The following is an 18,721-nucleotide window of genomic DNA, read 5'->3' on the forward strand; positions in this document are numbered from 1 at the left end:
TCAGTCGCCTGCCAACGGTGCGCAGGCCACGCCGCCCGCTTCGCTGCTGACGCTGGCCAGCGCCGCTTCGGCGGCTTGCAGCAGCGGCAGCAGCTGGTCCCCATGCGACGGGAACCAGGCCACGCCGATGCGTGCGCTCAGCGGAATACGGGCCACGCCGACATTGACTGGCGCGGCCAGGGCTTGCGCGATCTTGTTGGCGACCAGCGTGGCTTCGTCCGCGTGGTGCAGGTCGACCAGCATCGCGGCGAACTGGCCGCCATCCAGCCGCACTGCCGTGTCGGTCTTGCGCAGCTCGAAGTGCAGCCGGCTGGCGGTGGCGCGCAACACGTCGTCGCCGACGCTGTGGCCATGGGTTTCGCACAAGGCCTCGAAGCCTGTCAGCTCGACCAGCATGAAGGCCACCACGCTGTGCTGGCGCGCGGCGCGCTGGATGGCCATCTCGGCCCGGTCGGGCAGCACCGCGCGGGTGGGCAGGCCGGTCAGGCTGTCGTGGTGGGTCAGCTGCAGCCGGGCTTCATCGTCCGAGCGCTGCGCGGGCTCCACGGCAATCAGGCCGACCACGCTGCCCTGGTGATCGCGCAGCGTGCCCAGCGCCAGGCGGGTGGGCTGGGGTGAGCCGTCCTTGTGGCGCAGCACCCATTCGTGTTCGTCGGTGAAGCCGCGCTGCAGCCTGGCGCTGAGCACGCTGGCGTCTGCCGGGATGCGTTCGCCGAGTTCGCGCGAGAGCTGGGTGGCGCGCACCTCCAGCTCTTCCAGCGCCATCAGGTTGCCGGCCAGTTCGCGGCCGCTCAGTTCGTCGCGGCCACGGCCCAGGCGCTCGGCACCGGCCGGGTTGATCCAGCGTATTCGGCCGTCCAGGTCCAGCCCCAGCACCAGGCCGGGATAGGAGTCCAGCAGCAGTCGCTGCACTTCACCGAGTTCCAGCCAGGTGCGGGACTGCGGGTCGAAGGAAGGGGGGCGGCGGTCCATGCGGCCAGTTTCTACCGAGCCGCCAGCGCCGACAAGCGGCACCTGCGCGGCAGAAGGCTTGGGCGCCCTATCGTTTACCCGCGGGTTGAACCGCGGGCCGCCTGGTCAGAAGCTGCTCCAGTCGCTGTCGCCCGCCGTGGTGGCCGGTGCGGCGGTGGTGCGAGACACGCTGGCCGCCTTGGGCCCGGGTGCCTGCGCGATGATCGGCTTCGCAGCGCCGGTGCTGCTGGCCGCCTTGGCCACCTTGCGCAGCGCCACGGCAGCGGGCGCTGCGGCCGGCGTGCCGGCCTGGCCCTTGAGGCGGAACACGCCCACCGAGTCGGCCACCTCGCTGGCGCGTTCGTGCAGCGTGCCGGCCGATGCGGCGATTTCCTCGACCAGCGCAGCATTCTGCTGCGTCATCGTGTCCATCTCGGCAACGGCCTGGTTGATCTGGCCGACGCCCAGCATCTGCTCGCTCATGCCGTGGCTGATCTGCTCGATGAAGTGGTGCACCTTGTCGACCGCCGCCTGCGCCTTGTCCATCGCGGCGCGGGCGTTGTCGGTCTGCTGGCTGCCGGCGGCGACCTGCTCGACCGAGGCCTGGATCAGCCCGCGGATCTCGCGCGCTGCCGAAGCACTGCGCTGCGCCAGGGCCCGCACCTCGCCCGCCACCACCGCGAAGCCGCGGCCCTGTTCGCCAGCGCGCGCAGCCTCGACGGCGGCATTCAGCGCCAGGATGTTGGTCTGGAAGGCAATGCTGTCGATGACCTGGATGATCTCGCTGATCTTGCCCGAGGCTTCGCTGATGCCGTGCATGGTGCTGGCCAGGGCCTGCACCGCGTGGCGGCTTTCCTCCGCCACTGCACGCGCGCTGCCGGCCTGCTGCGTGGCCTGGGCGGCCATGTCGGTGCTCTGGCGCAGCGTGCTGGTGATTTCTTCCATCGACGAGGCTGTCTCTTCCAGGCTGCTGGCCTGGGCTTCGGTGCGCGAGGACAGGTTCTGGTTGCCTTCGGCGATCACCGCCATGTCCTGGCGGATCTGCATCACGCCGTTGCGGGCGTCCCGCACGACCGACATCAGGTTCACGTTGAGCTGTGACAGGGCGCGGGTGAAGGTGCCGATCTCGTCCGCGCGGTTGCTGGTGAAGGCCTGGGTCAGGTCGCAGCTGGCCATGCGGTTGGCATGGCCGAGCAGGCGTTCCAGTGGTTCCAGCGTCATGCGGCGCAGCAGCCAGCCGCTGAGCGCGACGGCCGGCAGGACCATCGCGACGGCGCCCCAGCTGCCCACGCGCTGGCCGAGCTCGCCGGCCAGCAGGCACCAGGCGCCCATGGCCGCGCAGATCAGCCACATCCGGCCCGCCAGGCTGGGGTGCAGCAGGCGCATCAGGCGAGGCAGTGGCCGCAGGTCGTGCAACTGGCCTCTTTCCAGCCTGAGCTGCGGCTTGGCCGCGCGGGCGTCGTCGCGCATGCGCAGGTACAAGGCCTCGGCGGCTTCGATTTCCTGCCGGCTGGGCTGGGTGCGCACCGACATGTAGCCACTGGGCTGGCCCTTGTCGTCCAGCAGCGGCGTGACGTTGGCCATCACCCAGTAGTGGTCGCCGTTGAGGCGCCGGTTCTTGACCATGGCCGACCAGGGCAGGCCGCTTTTCAGCGTGGCCCACATGTCGCGGAAGGCCTCGGCGGGCATGTCCGGGTGGCGGATCAGGTTGTGCGGCTGTCCCAGCAGGGCTTCACGCGTGAAGCCGCTGACGGTGATGAACGCGGCATTGCAGTAGAGGATGCGCCCTTGCAAATCGGTGCAGGAGACCAGGGTTTCGCCATCGGGAAATGGGTATTCCTTCTGGGTGACGGGATGGTTGATTCGCATGGGCCTGATCTTTGCGTTGGAGTGCCGGGGTGGCGGGGTGCGTCCTGACGACCGGACACAAGCTTGGGCACGACGGGGCGAAGGCCAAATCTGCTGTCGCCATTGAATGAGCTTTCATCGGAAGGGAATTCCCGGAAATGAAGCCCGAACACCCGCTGAATCCCCGCCAACCACTCGCCGCTTGCGCCAGATCAAGCGGGGCAAAAAAAAGACACCCGCAGGTGTCTTCATGTGTTGCCGGCCGGCGCTCAGCGGCCGCCGCCGCGGCGCGGGCCGCCGTTGCCGCCACCACCGCCAGAGCCGCCGCCGGCCGGGCCACGCCCGCCGCCGCTGCCACCACCGGGGCCACGGCCACCGCCACCACTCGGACGGCCGGAACCGGCGCCAGCGCGAGCGGCCGGAGGACGGCCGCCGTCACGGCTGCCGCCGCCACCGAAACCGCCACCACCGCTGCGGCCACCGCGGCCACCACCACCGCCACCGGCGCCGACGCCGATCGTCATCCGGCGACCCAGCACGATGGGCTCCGCCCGTTCGTTCGGGTCCGGCGCAAAACCGGGCACGATTTCCTTCGGGATGCTGCGCTTGATCAGCTTTTCGATGTCGCGCAGGAACGAGTCCTCGTCCACGCAGACCAGCGACACGGCTTCGCCCTGTGCGCCGGCACGGCCGGTGCGGCCGATGCGGTGCACATAGTCCTCCGGTACGTTGGGCAGCTCGAAGTTGACCACGTGCGGGAGCTGGTCGATGTCGATGCCGCGGGCGGCGATGTCGGTTGCCACCAGGACCTGCAGGTCGCCGCTCTTGAAGTCGGCCAGCGCCTTGGTGCGGGCACCCTGGCTCTTGTTGCCGTGGATTGCCATCGCGCTGATCTCTTCCTTGTTCAGGAACTCGACCAGGCGGTTGGCGCCGTGCTTCATGCGGGTGAAGACCAGCACCTGGTGCCAGTTGCCGCTGCGGATCAGGTGCGCCAGCAGTTCCTTCTTGCGCTCGCGGCCGACCGGGTGGATCTTTTGCGAGATCGTCTCGGCCGTCTGGTTGCGGCGGGCGACCTCGATCAGCGCCGGCTGGTTCAGCAGGCGGTCGGCCAGGGCCTTGATTTCGTCGCTGAAGGTGGCCGAGAAGAGCAGGCTCTGCTTGGCCTTGGGCAGCATCGCGAGCACCTTCTTGATGTCGTGGATGAAGCCCATGTCCAGCATGCGGTCGGCTTCGTCGAGGACGAAGATTTCCACGTGCGACAGGTCCAGCGTGCCTTGCTGCGCATGGTCCAGCAGGCGGCCGGGGGTGGCTACCAGGATGTCCACGCCCTTGCGCAGGCGCTCGATCTGCGGGCCCATGCCCACGCCGCCGAACATGACCATGCTGGTCAGCGGCAGGTACTTGCCGTACAGGCGCACGCTTTCCTCGACCTGGGCGGCGAGTTCGCGAGTGGGGGTGAGGATCAGTGCGCGGATCGCGACGCGGCCTTTGGCGTCTCGCTTGGTGCCCAGCGCTGCCAGGCGGTGCAGCATGGGCAGCGTGAAGCCGGCCGTCTTGCCGGTGCCGGTCTGGGCGCCGGCGAGCAGGTCACCGCCCAGGAGGACGGCGGGAATGGCCTGCGCTTGAATGGGGGTGGGTTGTGTGTAGCCTTGTTCGTGCACGGCACGCACAAGCGGTTCGGCCAAGCCGAGGGTGTCAAAGGTCATGCAGACTCAGTTGGGGAGCGTGTCGCCGGCCCATTTGCCGCCGGGAGGGGGCACCAGCCAGGGGCCCGGCGTGGGGGGAGGGTGAGCACCGAGAGGGCATTCACCGATGTCAGAAGCGACAAGCAGGCATCAGAGCTGGACTCGAAGCCGCTGAGTACAGTGTACCAGTCAGGGGATTGCCCCGCCGCATTGGGCATGCTTTGAATAGAGGGTGTTCCCGGTCCGGTTACATTTCGCCGCTGGCTCCGGACAGCGGACCGTGGGTCCGGGCCCTTGCAACGCCTGTGGCGGGCGCCCTGGCCACCCTTTCTAGGAACGAAGTTGCGCGGTCTTTCTCACATGCTTGGCTCCTGGCAGGACGCGCGCAGCGAAGTGCTGGCGCTGTTTTCGCCCGAGCCTGCGGCTGCCGAGTTGCGGGCGCGCCACCTGGCGATGGTGACCCGGCTGTCGCCTGCCGTCATGCTGGCCAATGCGCTGTGCGGCGTGCTGGTGGCCGGTTCGCTGCTGGGTTCGCTGCGGCGGCCCTGGCCGCTGGGGACCTGGCTGCTGCTGTTGCTGGCCAGCTGCGGCTGGGCCGGCTGGCGCGCCTGGCGCTTGCGCGGCGCACTGGCGCCGGCCAGCGTCTCGCCGCGCGCGCTGTGGCATGCCACCGGCCACGCGGCCTGGCTGGCGCTGCTGTGGTCCGCGGTCTCTGCGCTGTGGTACCCGGAGGTGCCGGTGGGCCAGCAGCTGGTGATTGCAATGCTGGTCTGCGGCATGCTCGGCGCAGGTGCCTTCCTGCTGGCGCCGCTGCTGCCGGCCAGCCTGGCCTGGCTGTGCGTGCTGGCGCTGGGCGCACTGGTGGGCCTGTTGCGCCAGGGTGGCGGCTCGGCGCTGACGGTGGCCGGGATGCTTTGCGTGTATGCGGCGGTGGTGCTGGCCGGTGTGCGCTCGGTGGCGCGGCAGTTGCAGGCGCGCATCAACTCCGAACGCGAGGCGGCCCGCCAGGGCCAACTGGTCAGCCTGCTGTTGCGCGACTTCGAGGAACACGCGACCGATGTGCTGTGGGAGATCGACCGAAGCGGCTTGTTCACCCATGTGTCGGGCCGGCTGGCTGTGCTGCTGGGCGAGCCGGAAGCGGTGCTGGCCGAGACCGGGCTGGTGCAGATGCTCGACGATCGCCACATCGACACCGAACACGCTGGCGGCCTGCGGGCGCTGCGTGCGGCGATGGCCCGCGGCAAGCCGTTCCGCGACGTGCTGCTGCAGGTCAAGGCGGGCGACAGCCACCGCTGGTGGACGGTGACCGCCAAGCCGCTGCTCGACGAGATTGGTCGCTCGAACGGCTGGCGCGGTGTCATTTCCGACGTCACGCAGCAACGCCTGACGCACCAGCGCCTGGCCTACCTGGCCCACTACGACTCGCTGACCGGGCTGGCCAACCGGGTGCAGCTGCGCGAGCGCCTGTCGCAGGCGCTGGAAGCCAGGGGCGACCCGCCGCGGCGCAGCGCGCTGCTGTGCCTGGACCTGGACAACTTCAAGTCGATCAACGATTCGCTGGGCCATTCGGTGGGCGACGGCGTGTTGCGCCTGGTGGCGCAGCGCCTGCAGTCCATCGTGCGCCGCAGCGACCTGGTGGCGCGGCTGGGCGGCGACGAGTTTTCGGTGCTGCTGGACGATGTGCGCAGTGACGAGGAGGTTGCCCAACTGTCGCAGCGCCTGCTGCAGGTGCTGAATTCGCCGGGTGAGGTGCGCGGGCAGATGGTGGCGATCGGCGCCAGCATCGGCGTGGCGCTGATACCGGATCACGGCACGACCATCGACGACGTGCTGGGCAATGCCGACCTGGCGCTTTATGCCGCCAAGGAAGCCGGCCGCGGCCGCTGTGAGTATTTCGCGCCGGCGCTGGGCGAGCGCAGCAGGCGCGTGGTGTCGGTCGAGCATGAGCTGCGGCAGGCCCTGCAGCGCGGCGAGCTGAGCCTGGACTGGCAACCCTGGGTGCGGGTGGACACCTGGGAGCTGCTCAGCGCCGAGGCGCTGGTGCGCTGGCAGCACCCGACGCTGGGCTCCATCCCGCCGGCCGAGTTCATTCCGGTGGCCGAGAAATGCGGGCTGATCGGCGAGATCGGCGCCTGGGTGCTGCAGCGGGCCTGCCAGGAGGCGCAGGCGCTGTTCGGCAACCTGATGATCTCGGTCAATGTCTCGCCGGCGCAGATGATGCGCACCGGCCTGCTGGACGATGTGCGGCGCGCGCTGCAGGTGTCGGGCCTGGCGGCCGAGCGCCTGGAGATCGAGATCACCGAAGGCATCTTCCTGGACGACACACCCACGGCGATGTCCAACCTGCACCAGCTGAAGTCGCTGGGGGTCCAGATTGCGCTGGACGATTTCGGCACCGGCTATTCCTCGCTGGCCTACCTGCGCCGTTTCCCGTTCGACACGCTGAAGATCGACCGTGCCTTTGTGCGGGAGCTGCTGACCCACCACGACGCCCGCGCCATCGTGCGGACCATCGTCGAGCTGGCGCGCATGCTGGGCATGCGCACCGTGGCCGAAGGCGTGGAAGAGCCGGCGCAGCTGGAAGTGCTGCGGCGCGCCGGCTGCAGTTCGGTGCAGGGCTACCTGCTGGCCCGGCCGGCGCCGGCCGAGCAGATGCGCCGGCTGATGGACAGCTGGGACCCCAACAGCCGGCCCGACCCGGGCGACCTGCCGGCCAGCGAGTCGATGCAGTTCGAGCAGTTCCTCCCTCACTGGCCAGCCACCACCGAGCGGGCGAGCTGAACCGGCGGCGAACCGTCGGGGCCGACAGCAGCGATAATCGCGTTTTGCTGCACTGCATTGCCGTGCACCGCTCCGGGTCCGCCCCGGCGGACCGGGCGGCAGCACCTCCTTTTCTCCGCCACTCCTGGCAGGCCCTGTCGGCCACGGGAGATGGCTTCGCCCTTCCAGCAAGGGCCGTCATCGGGACCGCAAATGGCGCAATACGTCTTTACCATGAACCGCGTCGGCAAGATCGTGCCGCCGAAGCGTCACATCCTGAAGGACATCTCGCTGTCCTTCTTCCCCGGCGCCAAGATCGGCGTGCTGGGCCTGAACGGCTCGGGCAAGTCCACGCTGCTGAAGATCATGGCGGGCCTGGACAAGGACATCGAAGGCGAAGCCGTGCCGATGCCGGGCCTGAAGATCGGATACCTGCCGCAGGAGCCGGTGATGAATCCGGACCAGACCGTGCGTGAGGCGGTGGAAGAGGGCATTGGCGGTGCCATTGCCGCGCAGAAGCGCCTGGACGAGGTCTACGCTGCCTACGGCGAAGAAAACGCCGACTTCGACGCGCTGGCCGCCGAGCAGGCCGAGCTGGAAGCCATCATCGCCACTTCGGGTGGCGAGAACACCGATCACCTGCTGGACATTGCCGCCGACGCGTTGCGCCTGCCGCCCTGGGAAGCCAAGATCGGCCCGCTGTCCGGCGGTGAAAAGCGCCGCGTGGCGCTGTGCCGCCTGCTGCTGTCCAAGCCGGACATGCTGCTGCTCGACGAGCCGACCAACCACCTGGACGCCGAATCGGTGGACTGGCTGGAGCAGTTCCTCAAGCGCTTCTCCGGCACCGTGGTGGCCATCACCCACGATCGCTACTTCCTCGACAACGCGGCCGAGTGGATCCTCGAACTCGATCGTGGCCAGGGCTTCCCGTACAAGGGCAACTACTCCGACTGGCTGGACGGCAAGGGCAAGCGCCTGGAAGCCGAGCAGAAGTCCGAAGACGCCCGCGCCAAGGCCTTGAAGCAGGAGCTGGAATGGGTGCGCAAGAACGCCAAGGGCCGCCAGGCCAAGAGCAAGGCGCGCCTGGCCCGTTTCGAGGAGCTGAGCGACGTCGAATACCAGAAGCGCAACGAGACGAACGAAATCTTCATTCCGGTGGCCGAGCGCCTGGGCAATGAAGTCATTGAGTTCACCAATGTCTCGAAGAGCTTTGGCGACCGCGTGCTGATCGACAACCTGAGCTTCAAGGTGCCTGCGGGCGCCATCGTCGGCATCATCGGCCCGAACGGTGCCGGCAAGTCCACGCTGTTCCGCATGATCCAGGGCGTCGAGCAGCCGGATTCGGGCGAAGTGAAGACCGGCAAGACCGCACAGCTGGCTTTCGTGGACCAGAGCCGCGAGGGCCTGGCAGCCGAGAAGACCGTGTGGCAGGACGTTTCCGGCGGCCTGGACAACATCACCGTCGGCAAGTTCGTGATGCCCAGCCGGGCCTACCTGGGCCGCTTCAACTTCAAGGGCAATGACCAGCAGAAGCTGGTGGGCAGCCTCTCCGGCGGTGAACGTGGCCGCCTGCACCTGGCCAAGACCCTGGCCCAGGGCGGCAACGTGCTGATGCTGGACGAACCGTCGAACGACCTGGACGTCGAAACCCTGCGTGCGCTGGAAGACGCGCTGCTGGAATTCGCCGGCTCGGCCATGATCATTTCCCATGATCGCTGGTTCCTGGACCGCATCTGCACCCACATCCTGGCCTGCGAAGGCGATTCGCAGTGGTTCTTCTTCGACGGCAACTACCAGGAGTACGAAGCCGACAAGAAGAAGCGCCTGGGCGAAGAAGGCGCCAAGCCGCACCGCCTGCGCTTCAAGGCGCTCAAGTAAGGTTTCTCAAGGCCTCCGGGCCTCCACGAAAAAAGCCACCCTTGGGTACCTGGGGTGGCTTTTTGCTGGGTGACTGGCGCAGGGGCTCAGGTCGCCTGGATCGGCTCGGTGCGCTTGACCAGCCAGGCCAGCGCATCGCCATCCACCAGCGGCGACAGGCGCTCGCGCACCATCGCGTGGTACTGGTTCAACCAGTCGATCTCGTCCGCGCGCAGCAGGTCGAAGTCCATGCAGCGGGTGTCGATGGGGCACAGCGTCAACGTCTCGAATTCGAGGAATTCGCCGAACTCGCTGCTGGGCGCCGGCACGTTGAGCACCAGGTTCTCGATGCGGATGCCGTGGCGGCCGGGCTTGTAGAGCCCGGGTTCGATGGAGGTGATCATGCCGGCGCGCATGGCCATGTGGGCGTCCGGCACGGCCTTGCTGATGCTTTGCGGGCCTTCGTGCACGTTCAGGAAGTAGCCCACGCCGTGGCCTGTGCCGTGGCCGTACTCCATGCTCTCGGCCCACAGCGGCGCGCGTGCCAGAGCGTCCAGCATCGGGCTCATCGTGCCTTCTGGGAAACGCGCGCGGCTGAGCTGCAGCGTGCCCTTGAGCACCAGCGTGTAGTCGCGCTTGTGCTCGGCGGTGATGGTGCCGACCGGCCAGACGCGGGTGATGTCGGTGGTGCCGCCCTTGTACTGGCCGCCGGAGTCGATCAGCAGCAGGCCGTTGCCTTCGATGGGGGCGAACGATTCGGGCGTGGCGCGGTAGTGCGGCATGGCGCCGTTGGCGTTGTAGCCGGCGATGACCGGGAAGGACAGGCCGACGAAGCCCGGGCGCTTGGCGCGCTCGCCGCTCAGCTTTTCGTCGATGGTCAGCTCGGTGATGCGCTCGCCACGGGCCAGCGCGGCCTCGAACCAGGCGTAGAAGTGGCACATCGCCGCACCGTCCTCGGCCATGGCCTGGCGGATGAAGGCAGCTTCCTCGGCTGTCTTGCGGCTCTTGGCCAGCGTGCTGGGGTTGATGGCCTCGATCACCGCGACGCTGGCCGGCACGGCTTCGCGCAGGCCCAGCGTGACACGCCTGGGGTCCATCAGCAGCGTGCTGCCGGCCGGCAGCTTGGCCAGCGCGGCGGCGGCTTGGGCATAGTCGGCCAGCTGGAAACCTTCGCTGGCCAGCTTGGCCGCCAGCGCGGCGTCGGCCTTGCCGCTGCCGACGAACAGCGTCGCGCCGGCCGGCGAGATCAACACATGGGCCAGGAACACCGGGTTGTAGGCCACGTCGGCGCCACGCAGGTTGGTCAGCCAGGCGATGTCGTCGACGGTCGAGATGAAGTGGTGGCTGGCGCCTTGTGCCGCCATCGCCGCGCGCACCTGCGCCAGCTTGGCTGCGCGCGACACCGGGGCCTCGGGGGCCAGGTGTTCGTAGATGCCGGCGGTCGGCAGCGTGGGCCTGTCATCCCAGGCGGCGTCCAGCGGGTCGGCCTGGGTTTGCAGCTGGATGCCGGCGGCGTCGGTCACGCCGCGCAGTTGCTTGGCCGCGGCCAGGCCCAGCACCTGGCCGTCGACCGCCAGGGTCTCGCCGCGCTTGAGCTGCTGGGCGATCCAGTCCAGGTGGTAGGTGGCGGCGCCGGTCGGGATCTTGACCAGCGCGATGCCGCTGCCGGCCAGCTCAGCCTCGGCCTGCGTCCAGTAGCGGCTGTCGGCAAACAAGGCTGCCTCGGTCAGCGTGACGACCAGCGTGCCCATCGAACCGGTGAAGCCGGAAAACCACTCGCGGCCCTGCCAGCGGCCCGGCAAATATTCGCTGATGTGCGGGTCGCTGGACGGCACCAGCACGCCTTGCACATTGGCGGCGGACATGGCTTCTCGCAGGCGGGCAATGCGAAGGCGGGCGGGGGCGGTGCGGGTGTCCATGGTGTGGCTCCGGTCGGCCAGCCCGCGCGGATGACGCAGGTGGCGCAGGTCGTCAGGAAGGGGGGCGAAGCCGGCGCCATGAGCCCGGCGCCGGACCGGTGATTCTAGGAGCAGCCCGCGCCCGAGGTCTCGTCAGGGCTGCTGCTGGCGGGTGGCCGGTGCGCGGTCCGGCTTGGTGCGCGCAATGGTTCACGTGCCAGTTGTCGGTGAATCACGGGCGCGCGTGGTGCGCGGCTACGTAGTTTCCTAAACGTGAACACCCGCGAGGTCCTTCGAGTCAATGATTTCCCCCTAAGTCGCATGGTAGACACCCCCCTCTTCCGCTGCGAAGCTGTAACAAGGTTTTATATATGTGTTTCCCGTTGGTTTGGAGGTGTCGAGTGAGCAGTTGTTTGAATCGTGGCCTGTCGGCTGTTGCTGTGGCGGTGTCGCTGCTGGGCTGCGTGGGCCTTGCCCATGCGAATGCGGACCTCGTCGAGGCCAGCCTGAGCGCGCATGCCAAGTACGTGCCCGGTGAGCTGCTGGTGCAGTTCCACGGCACCGCGGCGCTGGCTGCGCGGCAGTCCGCATTGGCGCTGGTGGGCGGGCGCTCGGTCGAGCGGCTGCGCGCGGCCAACGGCAGCATGGGCGAATTGCACCGCATCCGCCTGCCGGAAGGCTCCTCGGTTGCCGCCGCCATGCGCTTGCTGAGCGCCAATGGCTTCGTCAAGTTCGCCGAGCCGAACTGGGTCTACACCGCACAGTCGGTGGCCACCGATCCCTACTATGTCAACGGCAGCCAGTGGGGCATGTATGGCGCCACCTCGCCGCTCTTCACCAATGCCTACGGCTCCGGCGCCGCGATGGCTTGGGACAGGGGCAACACCTGCCTGAAGAAGATCCATGTGGGCATCATGGACGAAGGCATCATGCTGACCCACAACGACTTGTTGAAGAACGTCTGGACCAACCCGGATGAGGTGGTCAACGGCATCGACGAAGACGGCAGCGGCTATGTCGACGACATCAACGGCTGGGACTTCGTCAACAAGGACAACACCGTGTTCGACGACGTGACCGACGAGCATGGCACCCAGGTGGCCGGCATCATCGGCGCGCGTGGTGGGGACGACAAGGGCATCGCCGGCGTCTGCTGGGGCGTGAACATGATTCCCGCCAAGATGATGACCAACGGCACCGGCAACGCCGGGCTGGCAGTCAAGGCAATGGATTACCTGACCAACCTGAAATATTCGAAGAACATCAAGCTGGTGGCCATCAGCGCAGCCTGGGGCGGCGGTGGCTTCTCGCAGGCCTTCTCCGATGCGATCGGCCGCGCTGGCGCTGCCAACATCCTGGTGGTGGCAGCTGCCGGCAACAGCAGCAAGAGCAACGACACCGCGCCGTTCTACCCGGCCAGCTATGCGCTGGACAACGTGATCTCGGTCGCGGCGCTGACCGAATACGGCACGCTGGCCAGCTATTCCAACTACGGCGCTACCACGGTTCACCTGGCCGCACCGGGCACCGCCATCGAGACCACCAACCCGGTGATCAAGAAGGGTGTCTACAAGTCGGGTTATGCATCGTTGAGCGGCACCTCGTTCGCTTCTGCGTTTGTGGTGGGTGCTGCCGCGATGTATGCCTCGTCGCACCAGAGCGCCACGGCCCCGGAGATCAAGGCGGCGATCCTGAACAGCGCGGTCCCCACCTCCTCTCTGACCGGCAAGGTTCTCACCGGCGCCCGGCTGGACATGAGCACCTTCTGAGCGTCCTCGCACTTCCGCAAAAAGCCGCCCGAGGGATGCCGAGGGCGGCTTTTTCATTGGGCGGTGAAGGCTAAAGCTCGGTGCGCAGTTGCCAGATCTCGGGGAACAGCACCACGTCCAGCATCTTGCGCAGGTAGTTCACGCCGCCGGTGCCGCCGGTGCCGCGCTTGAAGCCGATCACGCGCTCCACCGTGGTCACATGGCGGAAACGCCAGAGGCGGAAGGCGTCTTCCAGGTCGGTGAGTTCCTCGCCGAGCTGGTAGAGGTCCCAGTGCTGGTCCGGTGCGCGGTAGACCTGCAGCCAGGCCTGCATCACGCCCTCGCTGGCCGTGTAAGGCAGGGTCCAGTCGCGCTCGGTGTGGCTGGCAGGCACCGGGATGCCGCGGCGAGCCAGCAGGCGCAAGGCCTCGTCATACAAGGACGGCCGGTGCCAGGCGGCGTCCACGATCTGCAGCAGGTCCGGCCGGTGCGCGTGCGGCTTGCGCATCGCTGCATTCTTGTTGCCCAGCGAAAACTCGATGCAGCGGTATTGCCAGCTCTGGAAACCGCTGGATTGGGCCAGGTAGGGGCGGATGGCAGAGTATTCGGGCGGCGTCATCGTCGCCAGCACGTCCCAGGCGTGCACCAGCTGCTCCATGATCTTCGAGACCCGGGCCAGCATCTTGAACGCCGGCTGCAACTGGTCGGCCGCGAGGTGGCGCACGGCGGCGGTCAGTTCGTGAAGCATCAGCTTCATCCACAGCTCGCTGGTCTGGTGCTGCACGATGAACAGCATCTCGTTGTGGTCTGGCGAGAGCGGATGCTGGGCGCCTAGCACCTCATCGAGGTGCAGGTAATCGCCATAGCTCATGTCATGCGAGAAGTCGAGCTGGGCGCCTTCCTCGCGGACGATGGTTTCGCCAGCAGCGGTCGGCTTGGCGGGCGTGGCGTCTTGCGGAGCGTGAGGGCAGGCCATGCTCAGGTCACCGCCGCGCGTTGGTTGAAACGCGCCTGGCGCCATTCGCCGCTGTCCAGCACTTCGGCCAGCGCGGTGACGGCGTCGAACACGTCGACGAAACGCGTGTACAGAGGCGTGAAGCCAAAGCGCAGCAGGTCGGGCTCCGCTTCGCTGCTGGCGCCGGCACGGAAGTCGCCGATCACGCCGCGTTCGATCAGTGCGGCCATCACCGCGTAGCCGCCTTCGTTGTGAGCCAGCGAGACCTGGCTGCCGCGCTGCGCATCGTCCAATGGCGAGGCCAGCGGCAGTGCGTGCGCAGCGCAGCGTTGCCGCACCTGATCGATGAACAGCCGCGAGAGCTGAAGCGACTTGGCGCGCAGCGCGGCCATGCCGCCCAGCGGCTCGGCGGCCAGCAACGTGTCGATGCCGCATTCCAGCGCGCTCATTGCCAGCACCGCCGGCGTGCCGCAGAGGTAGCGCGACACGCCCTGGGCTGGCCGGTAGTCGGTGTCGAAGCGAAATGGCGCGGCGTGGCCCATCCAGCCGGAGAGCGGCTGCCAGAAGCGGTCCGCATGTCGGGGGTGCGCCCAGGCGAAGGCGGGTGCGCCAGGCCCGCCATTGAGGTACTTGTATCCGCAGCCGATTGCGAAATCGGCTTGCGCGCCCTTCAGGTCCACCGGCACCGCGCCGGCCGAGTGCGCCAGGTCCCAGATGGTCAGCGCGCCAGCGGCATGGGCCAGTGCGGTGACGCGGGCCATGTCCAGCATCTGGCCGCTGCGGTAGTTGACCTGGGTCCACATCAGCACTGCGATGTCAGCCCCCCCGGCCAGCCGCGCTTGGAGTTCGGCGGCGCTGGTCAGCTCCAGCGTCAACCCGTGCTGGGCGCAGAGGGACTGGGCGATGTAGAGGTCGGTCGGGAAGTTCTCCCGGTCGGACAGGATGACCTTGCGCTCGGGTGCGTCGGCCTTGGCAATCGACAGGGCCGCGCTCAGCACCTTGTAGAGGTTGACCGAGGTCGAATCGGCGACGACCAGCTCACCAGGCGCCGCACCGACCAGCCGGGCGATCTTGTCACCCAGGCGCTGCGGCTGGGCGATCCAGCCGGCGCTGTTCCAGCTGCGGATCAAGCCTTCGCCCCATTCCTGCTGGATCGCTGCAGCCACGCGGGCGGGGGTGGCCGCGGGCAGCGCGCCCAGCGAGTTGCCGTCCAGGTAGATCACGCCTTCGGGCAGCGTGAACTGGTTGCGTAGCTCGCGCAGCGGGTCGGCGGCGTCCAGCGCCAGGCAGTCTTGTCGGGTCAGGATTTCGGACATCGGCAGTCTCAACGGAAAACAGGAATCTCAATCAGAGTTCACGCAGCACGGCGCGCACCGGGGAGGCATCAGCCTGGATCAGCTTGAGTGGCAGGGCGATCAGCTCGTAGTCGCCTTCGGCCACCTCGTCCAGCACCAGGTTTTCCAGCACCCGCAGGTCGCGCTGGCGCAGCACCTGGTGGCTGTCCAGCGTCTTGCTGTCGGCCGGGTCCACGCTGGCCGAGTCGATGCCGACCAGGCGAACGCCGAGGTCGGCCAGCCAGCTCAGCGTCTCGGGCGCGAAGGCGGGCAGGGCGGTGTCGAAGCGGTCCTGCGGCATGCGCTGGTAGGTGCGCACCAGGACGCGCGGCGGCAGGCCGGCCACGGCGTGCCGCAGGTGTTCGATGCGCACCAGCGGGCCGACGCCGATGGCGTGGATCACGCGGCAGGGGCCGAGGTAGGGGGCCAGGTCCACCAGGCCGGCGGTCGCGCCTTCCGGGCTGTAGTGCAACGGTGCATCGGCATGTGCGCCAACGTGTGGCGAGAGCGTCAGCGTCGCGACATTGACCGGGCAGCCGGGGCCCAGCGTGGCGGCCCATTGTTGTTGGTAGGGCGTGTCGCCGGGGAAGACCGGTGCGCCGGTGTGCACCGGCGGGGAGATGTCCCACAGCCGGCGCTCGCGCAGCGCCGGGCGGGGGGGCGGGTAGGAGGCTTCAGGCATGGCGGCGAAAGTTATCGCCGCATGATGCGCCGTGGTGTCGGTTATTTCCAACAGCAACGAGAAATCCGGGGCGTAGGCCCGGGGTTCTCAGGCGCTGTCTGCCTTCAGCAAGGCCAGGCCTACCGTCTGCAGCACTTCGGCAGACAGCGCCGGTTCGTCCACCGCGCGCGCCAGCACCAGCGCACCCACGAGGCTGGCCTAGGTGGTGATGGCCTGGGCGCGCTGCGCTACCGGCGGTTACCGCGCCGCAGGCCCGGGTCGCGCACGATTCGTGCGACAGTCGCCGGTCTTCGGTTTCTGGCGGCGCGGTATCGGCATGAGGTTTGGAACTTCGGGGCTCCTGTGTGCAGGGGCGGCGGCGCTTGTGGCGAGCCTGGGGCTGAGCGGCTGCGGCGCATTTTTCGCGGCGCGCATGGCGCGCAACGTGGTGGGCGACCGCAACGACCTGCTGCAGGCGCAGCGTGAAGCCACCTGGCTGGCGCTGTGGCCGGCATTGCAGGCGCGTTGCCAGGCGCTGGCGGCGGAACTGCCGTCGCCCGCCGCGCTGCCACTGAAGGCGCCCACCGCCCGGCTGCTGCTGGACACCCGGGGCCTGAGCGAACCGGACGACAACGTGCTGCTGCCGCCGCGCGCGGTGCTGAAGACGCTGGCGGTGGCGAGCACGCAGCGCGCGAGCCTGTCACCCGGGCAGGCGCCAGACGATGCGGACTACGTGGTCGGCTGGCGCCGCATGTCGCTGCCCACCGACTGGCCGCAGAGCCTCACGTCACTGACCGCATTGAGCCTTCAGGTGAAGGACCGCGACGGCCGCCTGCTGGCGCAGGACAACAGCTTTGCGCTGGAATGGCTGGGCGGGCTGCAGCCCGAGTACCACAGCTGCTATCGGCTGCAGCGCACCGCGGCGGCGCACCCGAAAGGCGAAGCGGCGCCGGACTTCATCTTCCTGAAGGAAGTGTTTGGCGTGCGCACGGCGCCACAGGCCGCGGCCGGCAAAAGCTAGCGCTCAGGGCAGCGGCTGCAGGCCGTGTCGCAGGCGTGCGCGGGCGCAAGCCTCGTCGCCGAGGCCCAGTGGTGCCAGCATGCCGAACTCCCGGCACGGCGATGGCCGCCATTCGTAGATGCCGCAGCGCGCGTCCTGGCCGACTTTGCCGGTCAGCGCTGCGCAGCGCGGCTGGGCATGGTCGGTGCCACGCATGCGGCAGGTGTGGGCAGTGACTTCGACCGCCAAGCCGTCCGGCACTCGACCGCCTTCGCTGTCCAGCTCGGCGCGGGCAAAGTCGACACGGAAGCTCGCGCAGCAGGCACTGCAGCGCACGCACGGGTTCATGACTGCCCCTCGGCCGACGAGGGAATGCGGGCCGGCTTGGGAGCGGCCCGGCGCTCGCCCCGCGTGCGGCGGGTTGACGCAGAGGGACTCATGGCGCCGGGGCGGGCTCGGGTGGCGGCGTGGTCGTGGCGGCGCTGCTGCTGGCCGGTGCGGCCGGGGCGTCTTCCGGCGACGAGGACGGTGCCGGTGCATTGGCCCGCACCACGGTGACGGTGCATTCGCACTCGGCCACCACCTGCGAGGACACGCTGCCCAGGTAGCGTCGCAGCGCCGACTGGCCGCGCGCGCCCAGCACCACGTGGTCGACCTGGTTGCGGCGGGCGAATTCGATGATGGCGTTGGCCTCGTCCGGCGCTTCCAGCACGTGGTAGGTCAGCCGGCCTTCTTCCAGGTCCAGCGCTTTGCTGATCGGCCGGGCCCAGTGCTTCAGGTTGATCAGCTGCTTGACGTGCACGCTCTGGCCGGCCTTGTCGACCAGCTCGTCCATGCCCATGCGCGCGGTGCGCATCACGCTGACGCAGGCCAGGCGCGCGCCCGGCTCGGTCTGCACGATGCGGCGCACGGTTTCTCGCAACTCGTCCAGCAGGTGCGACGAGGCGTTCTCCACGTCGACCGCGGCGACGATGATGGGACTCTTGTGCACCATTTCGCTGGCGCTGACGCCACGGCTGTCAGGCTCCGAGCCCAGCGCGAAGAACCAGCGCTTGAAGCGGGTGTAGGTGCTGCTGCGCTGCATGCGCTCCGAGCGCGGCCCCAGCGGCACCTGGCCGGGGTTCTGCAGGTCCAGTGCCAGCAGCGCGGCCGTCTGGTAGCGGTGGTCCGGGTTGACCTCCAGGCATTTCAGGATGACTTCCTGCAGCCAGGGCGGGCAGTCGGCACGGATGGCGCGCGGCGGCACCGGGTCGAAATACAGCCGCTTGCGCAGACCACGCACCGTGTTCGGCGCACCGAAGGGCCGCTCACCGGTGGTGAAGTGGTAGAGCATCACGCCCAGCGCGAAAATGTCGCTGCGCGGGTCGTTACGCACGAACTGCACCTGCTCGGGCGACATGTACGGCCCGGTGCCCATCGGCAGCGTGAATTCCTCGTCCAGCAGGTCCGGCAGCTGATCGTGGCGCGACAGGCCGAAGTCGATCAGCACGGCGGTACCGTCCTCGCGGAACAGGATGTTGCTGGGCTTGATGTCCAGGTGCACCACGTGCTGGCGGTGCAGCTCGTGCAAAGCACTGGCCACCCGCTCGCCCAGGTTCACCACTTCCAGGATGGCCAGCGGCGCGCTGTCCAGCCGCGGGCGCAGCGTGGCGCCGGGGATGTGCTCCATGACGATGTGCGGCTGGCGGGTGAAATCACCCTTGGCGACGAACTTCGGCACGTGCGGGCCGGAGAGGGTCGGCATGATCATGCGCTCGACCTCGAAGCCGACGATGGCGGCCGGGTCCTCGCCGCCCTTGATGCGCGGCACCTTCATGATCAGAGGCATGGTGCTGTCGGCCACCGGCAGCGCGTCGGCCCCCACCCGGGTCACCCGCCACAGGCTGGCCATGCCGCCCTGGTGCAGGCGTTCCTCCAGCCGGAAGCCATCGATCACCTGGCCGATGCGCAGCGCCGAGCCGTGGGCGTCAGCGCCGCGGTAGCGGCTGGGTCCCTTGAAGGAGGCAGTGCTTTCCATCCAGGCC

At 68.5% G+C, this 18,721-nt stretch carries 13 protein-coding genes; 4 read left to right on the forward strand and 9 right to left on the reverse strand.

Annotated features, from left to right (window positions below; genetic code table 11):
• The 3 genes from LRH25_RS13045 to LRH25_RS13055 form a co-directional block, all read right to left on the reverse strand.
• On the reverse strand, positions 1–972 hold the full coding sequence (locus LRH25_RS13045; protein ID WP_141291669.1) for a sensor domain-containing diguanylate cyclase: 972 nt from the start codon (positions 970–972) through the stop codon (positions 1–3).
• A 105-nt stretch (positions 973–1,077) separates the two neighbouring features.
• Positions 1,078–2,820 (reverse strand): methyl-accepting chemotaxis protein, encoded by a 1,743-nt coding sequence (locus LRH25_RS13050; RefSeq protein WP_231011326.1) that lies wholly within the window; start codon positions 2,818–2,820, stop codon positions 1,078–1,080.
• Between the two features lie 248 nt (positions 2,821–3,068).
• Entirely contained in the window at positions 3,069–4,505 is a 1,437-nt protein-coding gene (locus LRH25_RS13055; protein WP_231011328.1) for a DEAD/DEAH box helicase, read from the reverse strand.
• Positions 4,506–4,844: 339 nt separating this feature from the next.
• On the opposite strand from LRH25_RS13055, the gene LRH25_RS13060 reads away from it, so the two are divergent.
• Together LRH25_RS13060 and ettA are read left to right on the forward strand one after the other, a co-directional pair.
• Entirely contained in the window at positions 4,845–7,265 is a 2,421-nt protein-coding gene (locus tag LRH25_RS13060) for a putative bifunctional diguanylate cyclase/phosphodiesterase (protein WP_231011330.1), read from the forward strand.
• 192 nt (positions 7,266–7,457) lie between these two features.
• Positions 7,458–9,122, forward strand: coding sequence for an energy-dependent translational throttle protein EttA (gene ettA / locus LRH25_RS13065; protein WP_141289605.1), 1,665 nt, complete (start codon positions 7,458–7,460; stop codon positions 9,120–9,122).
• Between the two features lie 86 nt (positions 9,123–9,208).
• Here the strand turns inward: ettA and LRH25_RS13070 are convergent, their stop codons facing one another.
• Complete coding sequence (locus LRH25_RS13070) at positions 9,209–11,020, reverse strand: aminopeptidase P family protein (RefSeq protein ID WP_231011331.1); 1,812 nt, start codon at positions 11,018–11,020, stop codon at positions 9,209–9,211.
• A 392-nt stretch (positions 11,021–11,412) separates the two neighbouring features.
• Between LRH25_RS13070 and LRH25_RS13075 the strand changes: the two genes are divergently transcribed.
• The gene (locus LRH25_RS13075) at positions 11,413–12,768 is read left to right on the forward strand and encodes a S8 family peptidase (RefSeq protein ID WP_170200961.1); all 1,356 of its coding nucleotides are present in this window, start codon (positions 11,413–11,415) and stop codon (positions 12,766–12,768) included.
• Positions 12,769–12,838: 70 nt separating this feature from the next.
• Here LRH25_RS13075 and kynA read toward each other — a convergent pair whose 3' ends face one another.
• The 3 genes from kynA to kynB are packed head-to-tail and all read right to left on the reverse strand — an operon-like array spanning position 12,839 to position 15,718.
• Positions 12,839–13,723: a tryptophan 2,3-dioxygenase gene (gene kynA, locus LRH25_RS13080; RefSeq protein ID WP_141289310.1), complete on the reverse strand. Its 885-nt coding sequence runs from the start codon at positions 13,721–13,723 to the stop codon at positions 12,839–12,841.
• A gap of 2 nt (positions 13,724–13,725) precedes the next feature.
• Complete coding sequence (gene kynU, locus LRH25_RS13085) at positions 13,726–15,009, reverse strand: kynureninase (RefSeq protein ID WP_141289312.1); 1,284 nt, start codon at positions 15,007–15,009, stop codon at positions 13,726–13,728.
• A 40-nt stretch (positions 15,010–15,049) separates the two neighbouring features.
• On the reverse strand, positions 15,050–15,718 hold the full coding sequence (gene kynB / locus LRH25_RS13090; RefSeq protein ID WP_141289311.1) for an arylformamidase: 669 nt from the start codon (positions 15,716–15,718) through the stop codon (positions 15,050–15,052).
• Between the two features lie 412 nt (positions 15,719–16,130).
• Here kynB and LRH25_RS13095 point away from each other — a divergent pair, with 412 nt between their 5' ends.
• The gene (locus tag LRH25_RS13095; RefSeq protein WP_231011332.1) at positions 16,131–16,718 is read left to right on the forward strand and encodes a hypothetical protein; all 588 of its coding nucleotides are present in this window, start codon (positions 16,131–16,133) and stop codon (positions 16,716–16,718) included.
• Between the two features lie 3 nt (positions 16,719–16,721).
• Here the strand turns inward: LRH25_RS13095 and LRH25_RS13100 are convergent, their stop codons facing one another.
• Both LRH25_RS13100 and LRH25_RS13105 read right to left on the reverse strand, forming a co-directional pair.
• Positions 16,722–17,045, reverse strand: coding sequence for a YkgJ family cysteine cluster protein (locus tag LRH25_RS13100; protein ID WP_231011333.1), 324 nt, complete (start codon positions 17,043–17,045; stop codon positions 16,722–16,724).
• An 88-nt stretch (positions 17,046–17,133) separates the two neighbouring features.
• On the reverse strand, positions 17,134–18,714 hold the full coding sequence (locus LRH25_RS13105; RefSeq protein ID WP_231011338.1) for a serine/threonine protein kinase: 1,581 nt from the start codon (positions 18,712–18,714) through the stop codon (positions 17,134–17,136).
• Positions 18,715–18,721 lie beyond the last annotated feature (7 nt).

The organism is Ideonella azotifigens (assembly GCF_021043325.1).
Taxonomy (GTDB): domain Bacteria; phylum Pseudomonadota; class Gammaproteobacteria; order Burkholderiales; family Burkholderiaceae_C; genus Ideonella; species Ideonella azotifigens.

Bases quoted from the DNA above. Each gene is read 5' to 3' on its own strand.
- LRH25_RS13045 (WP_141291669.1), bottom strand. From the start codon at position 972: ATGGACCGCCGCCCCCCTTCCTTCGACCCGCAGTCCCGCACCTGGCTG.
- LRH25_RS13050 (WP_231011326.1), bottom strand. From the start codon at position 2,820: ATGCGAATCAACCATCCCGTCACCCAGAAGGAATACCCATTTCCCGAT.
- LRH25_RS13055 (WP_231011328.1), bottom strand. From the start codon at position 4,505: ATGACCTTTGACACCCTCGGCTTGGCCGAACCGCTTGTGCGTGCCGTG.
- LRH25_RS13060 (WP_231011330.1), top strand. From the start codon at position 4,845: ATGCTTGGCTCCTGGCAGGACGCGCGCAGCGAAGTGCTGGCGCTGTTT.
- ettA (WP_141289605.1), top strand. From the start codon at position 7,458: ATGGCGCAATACGTCTTTACCATGAACCGCGTCGGCAAGATCGTGCCG.
- LRH25_RS13070 (WP_231011331.1), bottom strand. From the start codon at position 11,020: ATGGACACCCGCACCGCCCCCGCCCGCCTTCGCATTGCCCGCCTGCGA.
- kynA (WP_141289310.1), bottom strand. From the start codon at position 13,723: ATGGCCTGCCCTCACGCTCCGCAAGACGCCACGCCCGCCAAGCCGACC.
- kynB (WP_141289311.1), bottom strand. From the start codon at position 15,718: ATGCCTGAAGCCTCCTACCCGCCCCCCCGCCCGGCGCTGCGCGAGCGC.
- LRH25_RS13095 (WP_231011332.1), top strand. From the start codon at position 16,131: ATGGCGCGCAACGTGGTGGGCGACCGCAACGACCTGCTGCAGGCGCAG.
- LRH25_RS13100 (WP_231011333.1), bottom strand. From the start codon at position 17,045: ATGAACCCGTGCGTGCGCTGCAGTGCCTGCTGCGCGAGCTTCCGTGTC.
- LRH25_RS13105 (WP_231011338.1), bottom strand. From the start codon at position 18,714: ATGGAAAGCACTGCCTCCTTCAAGGGACCCAGCCGCTACCGCGGCGCT.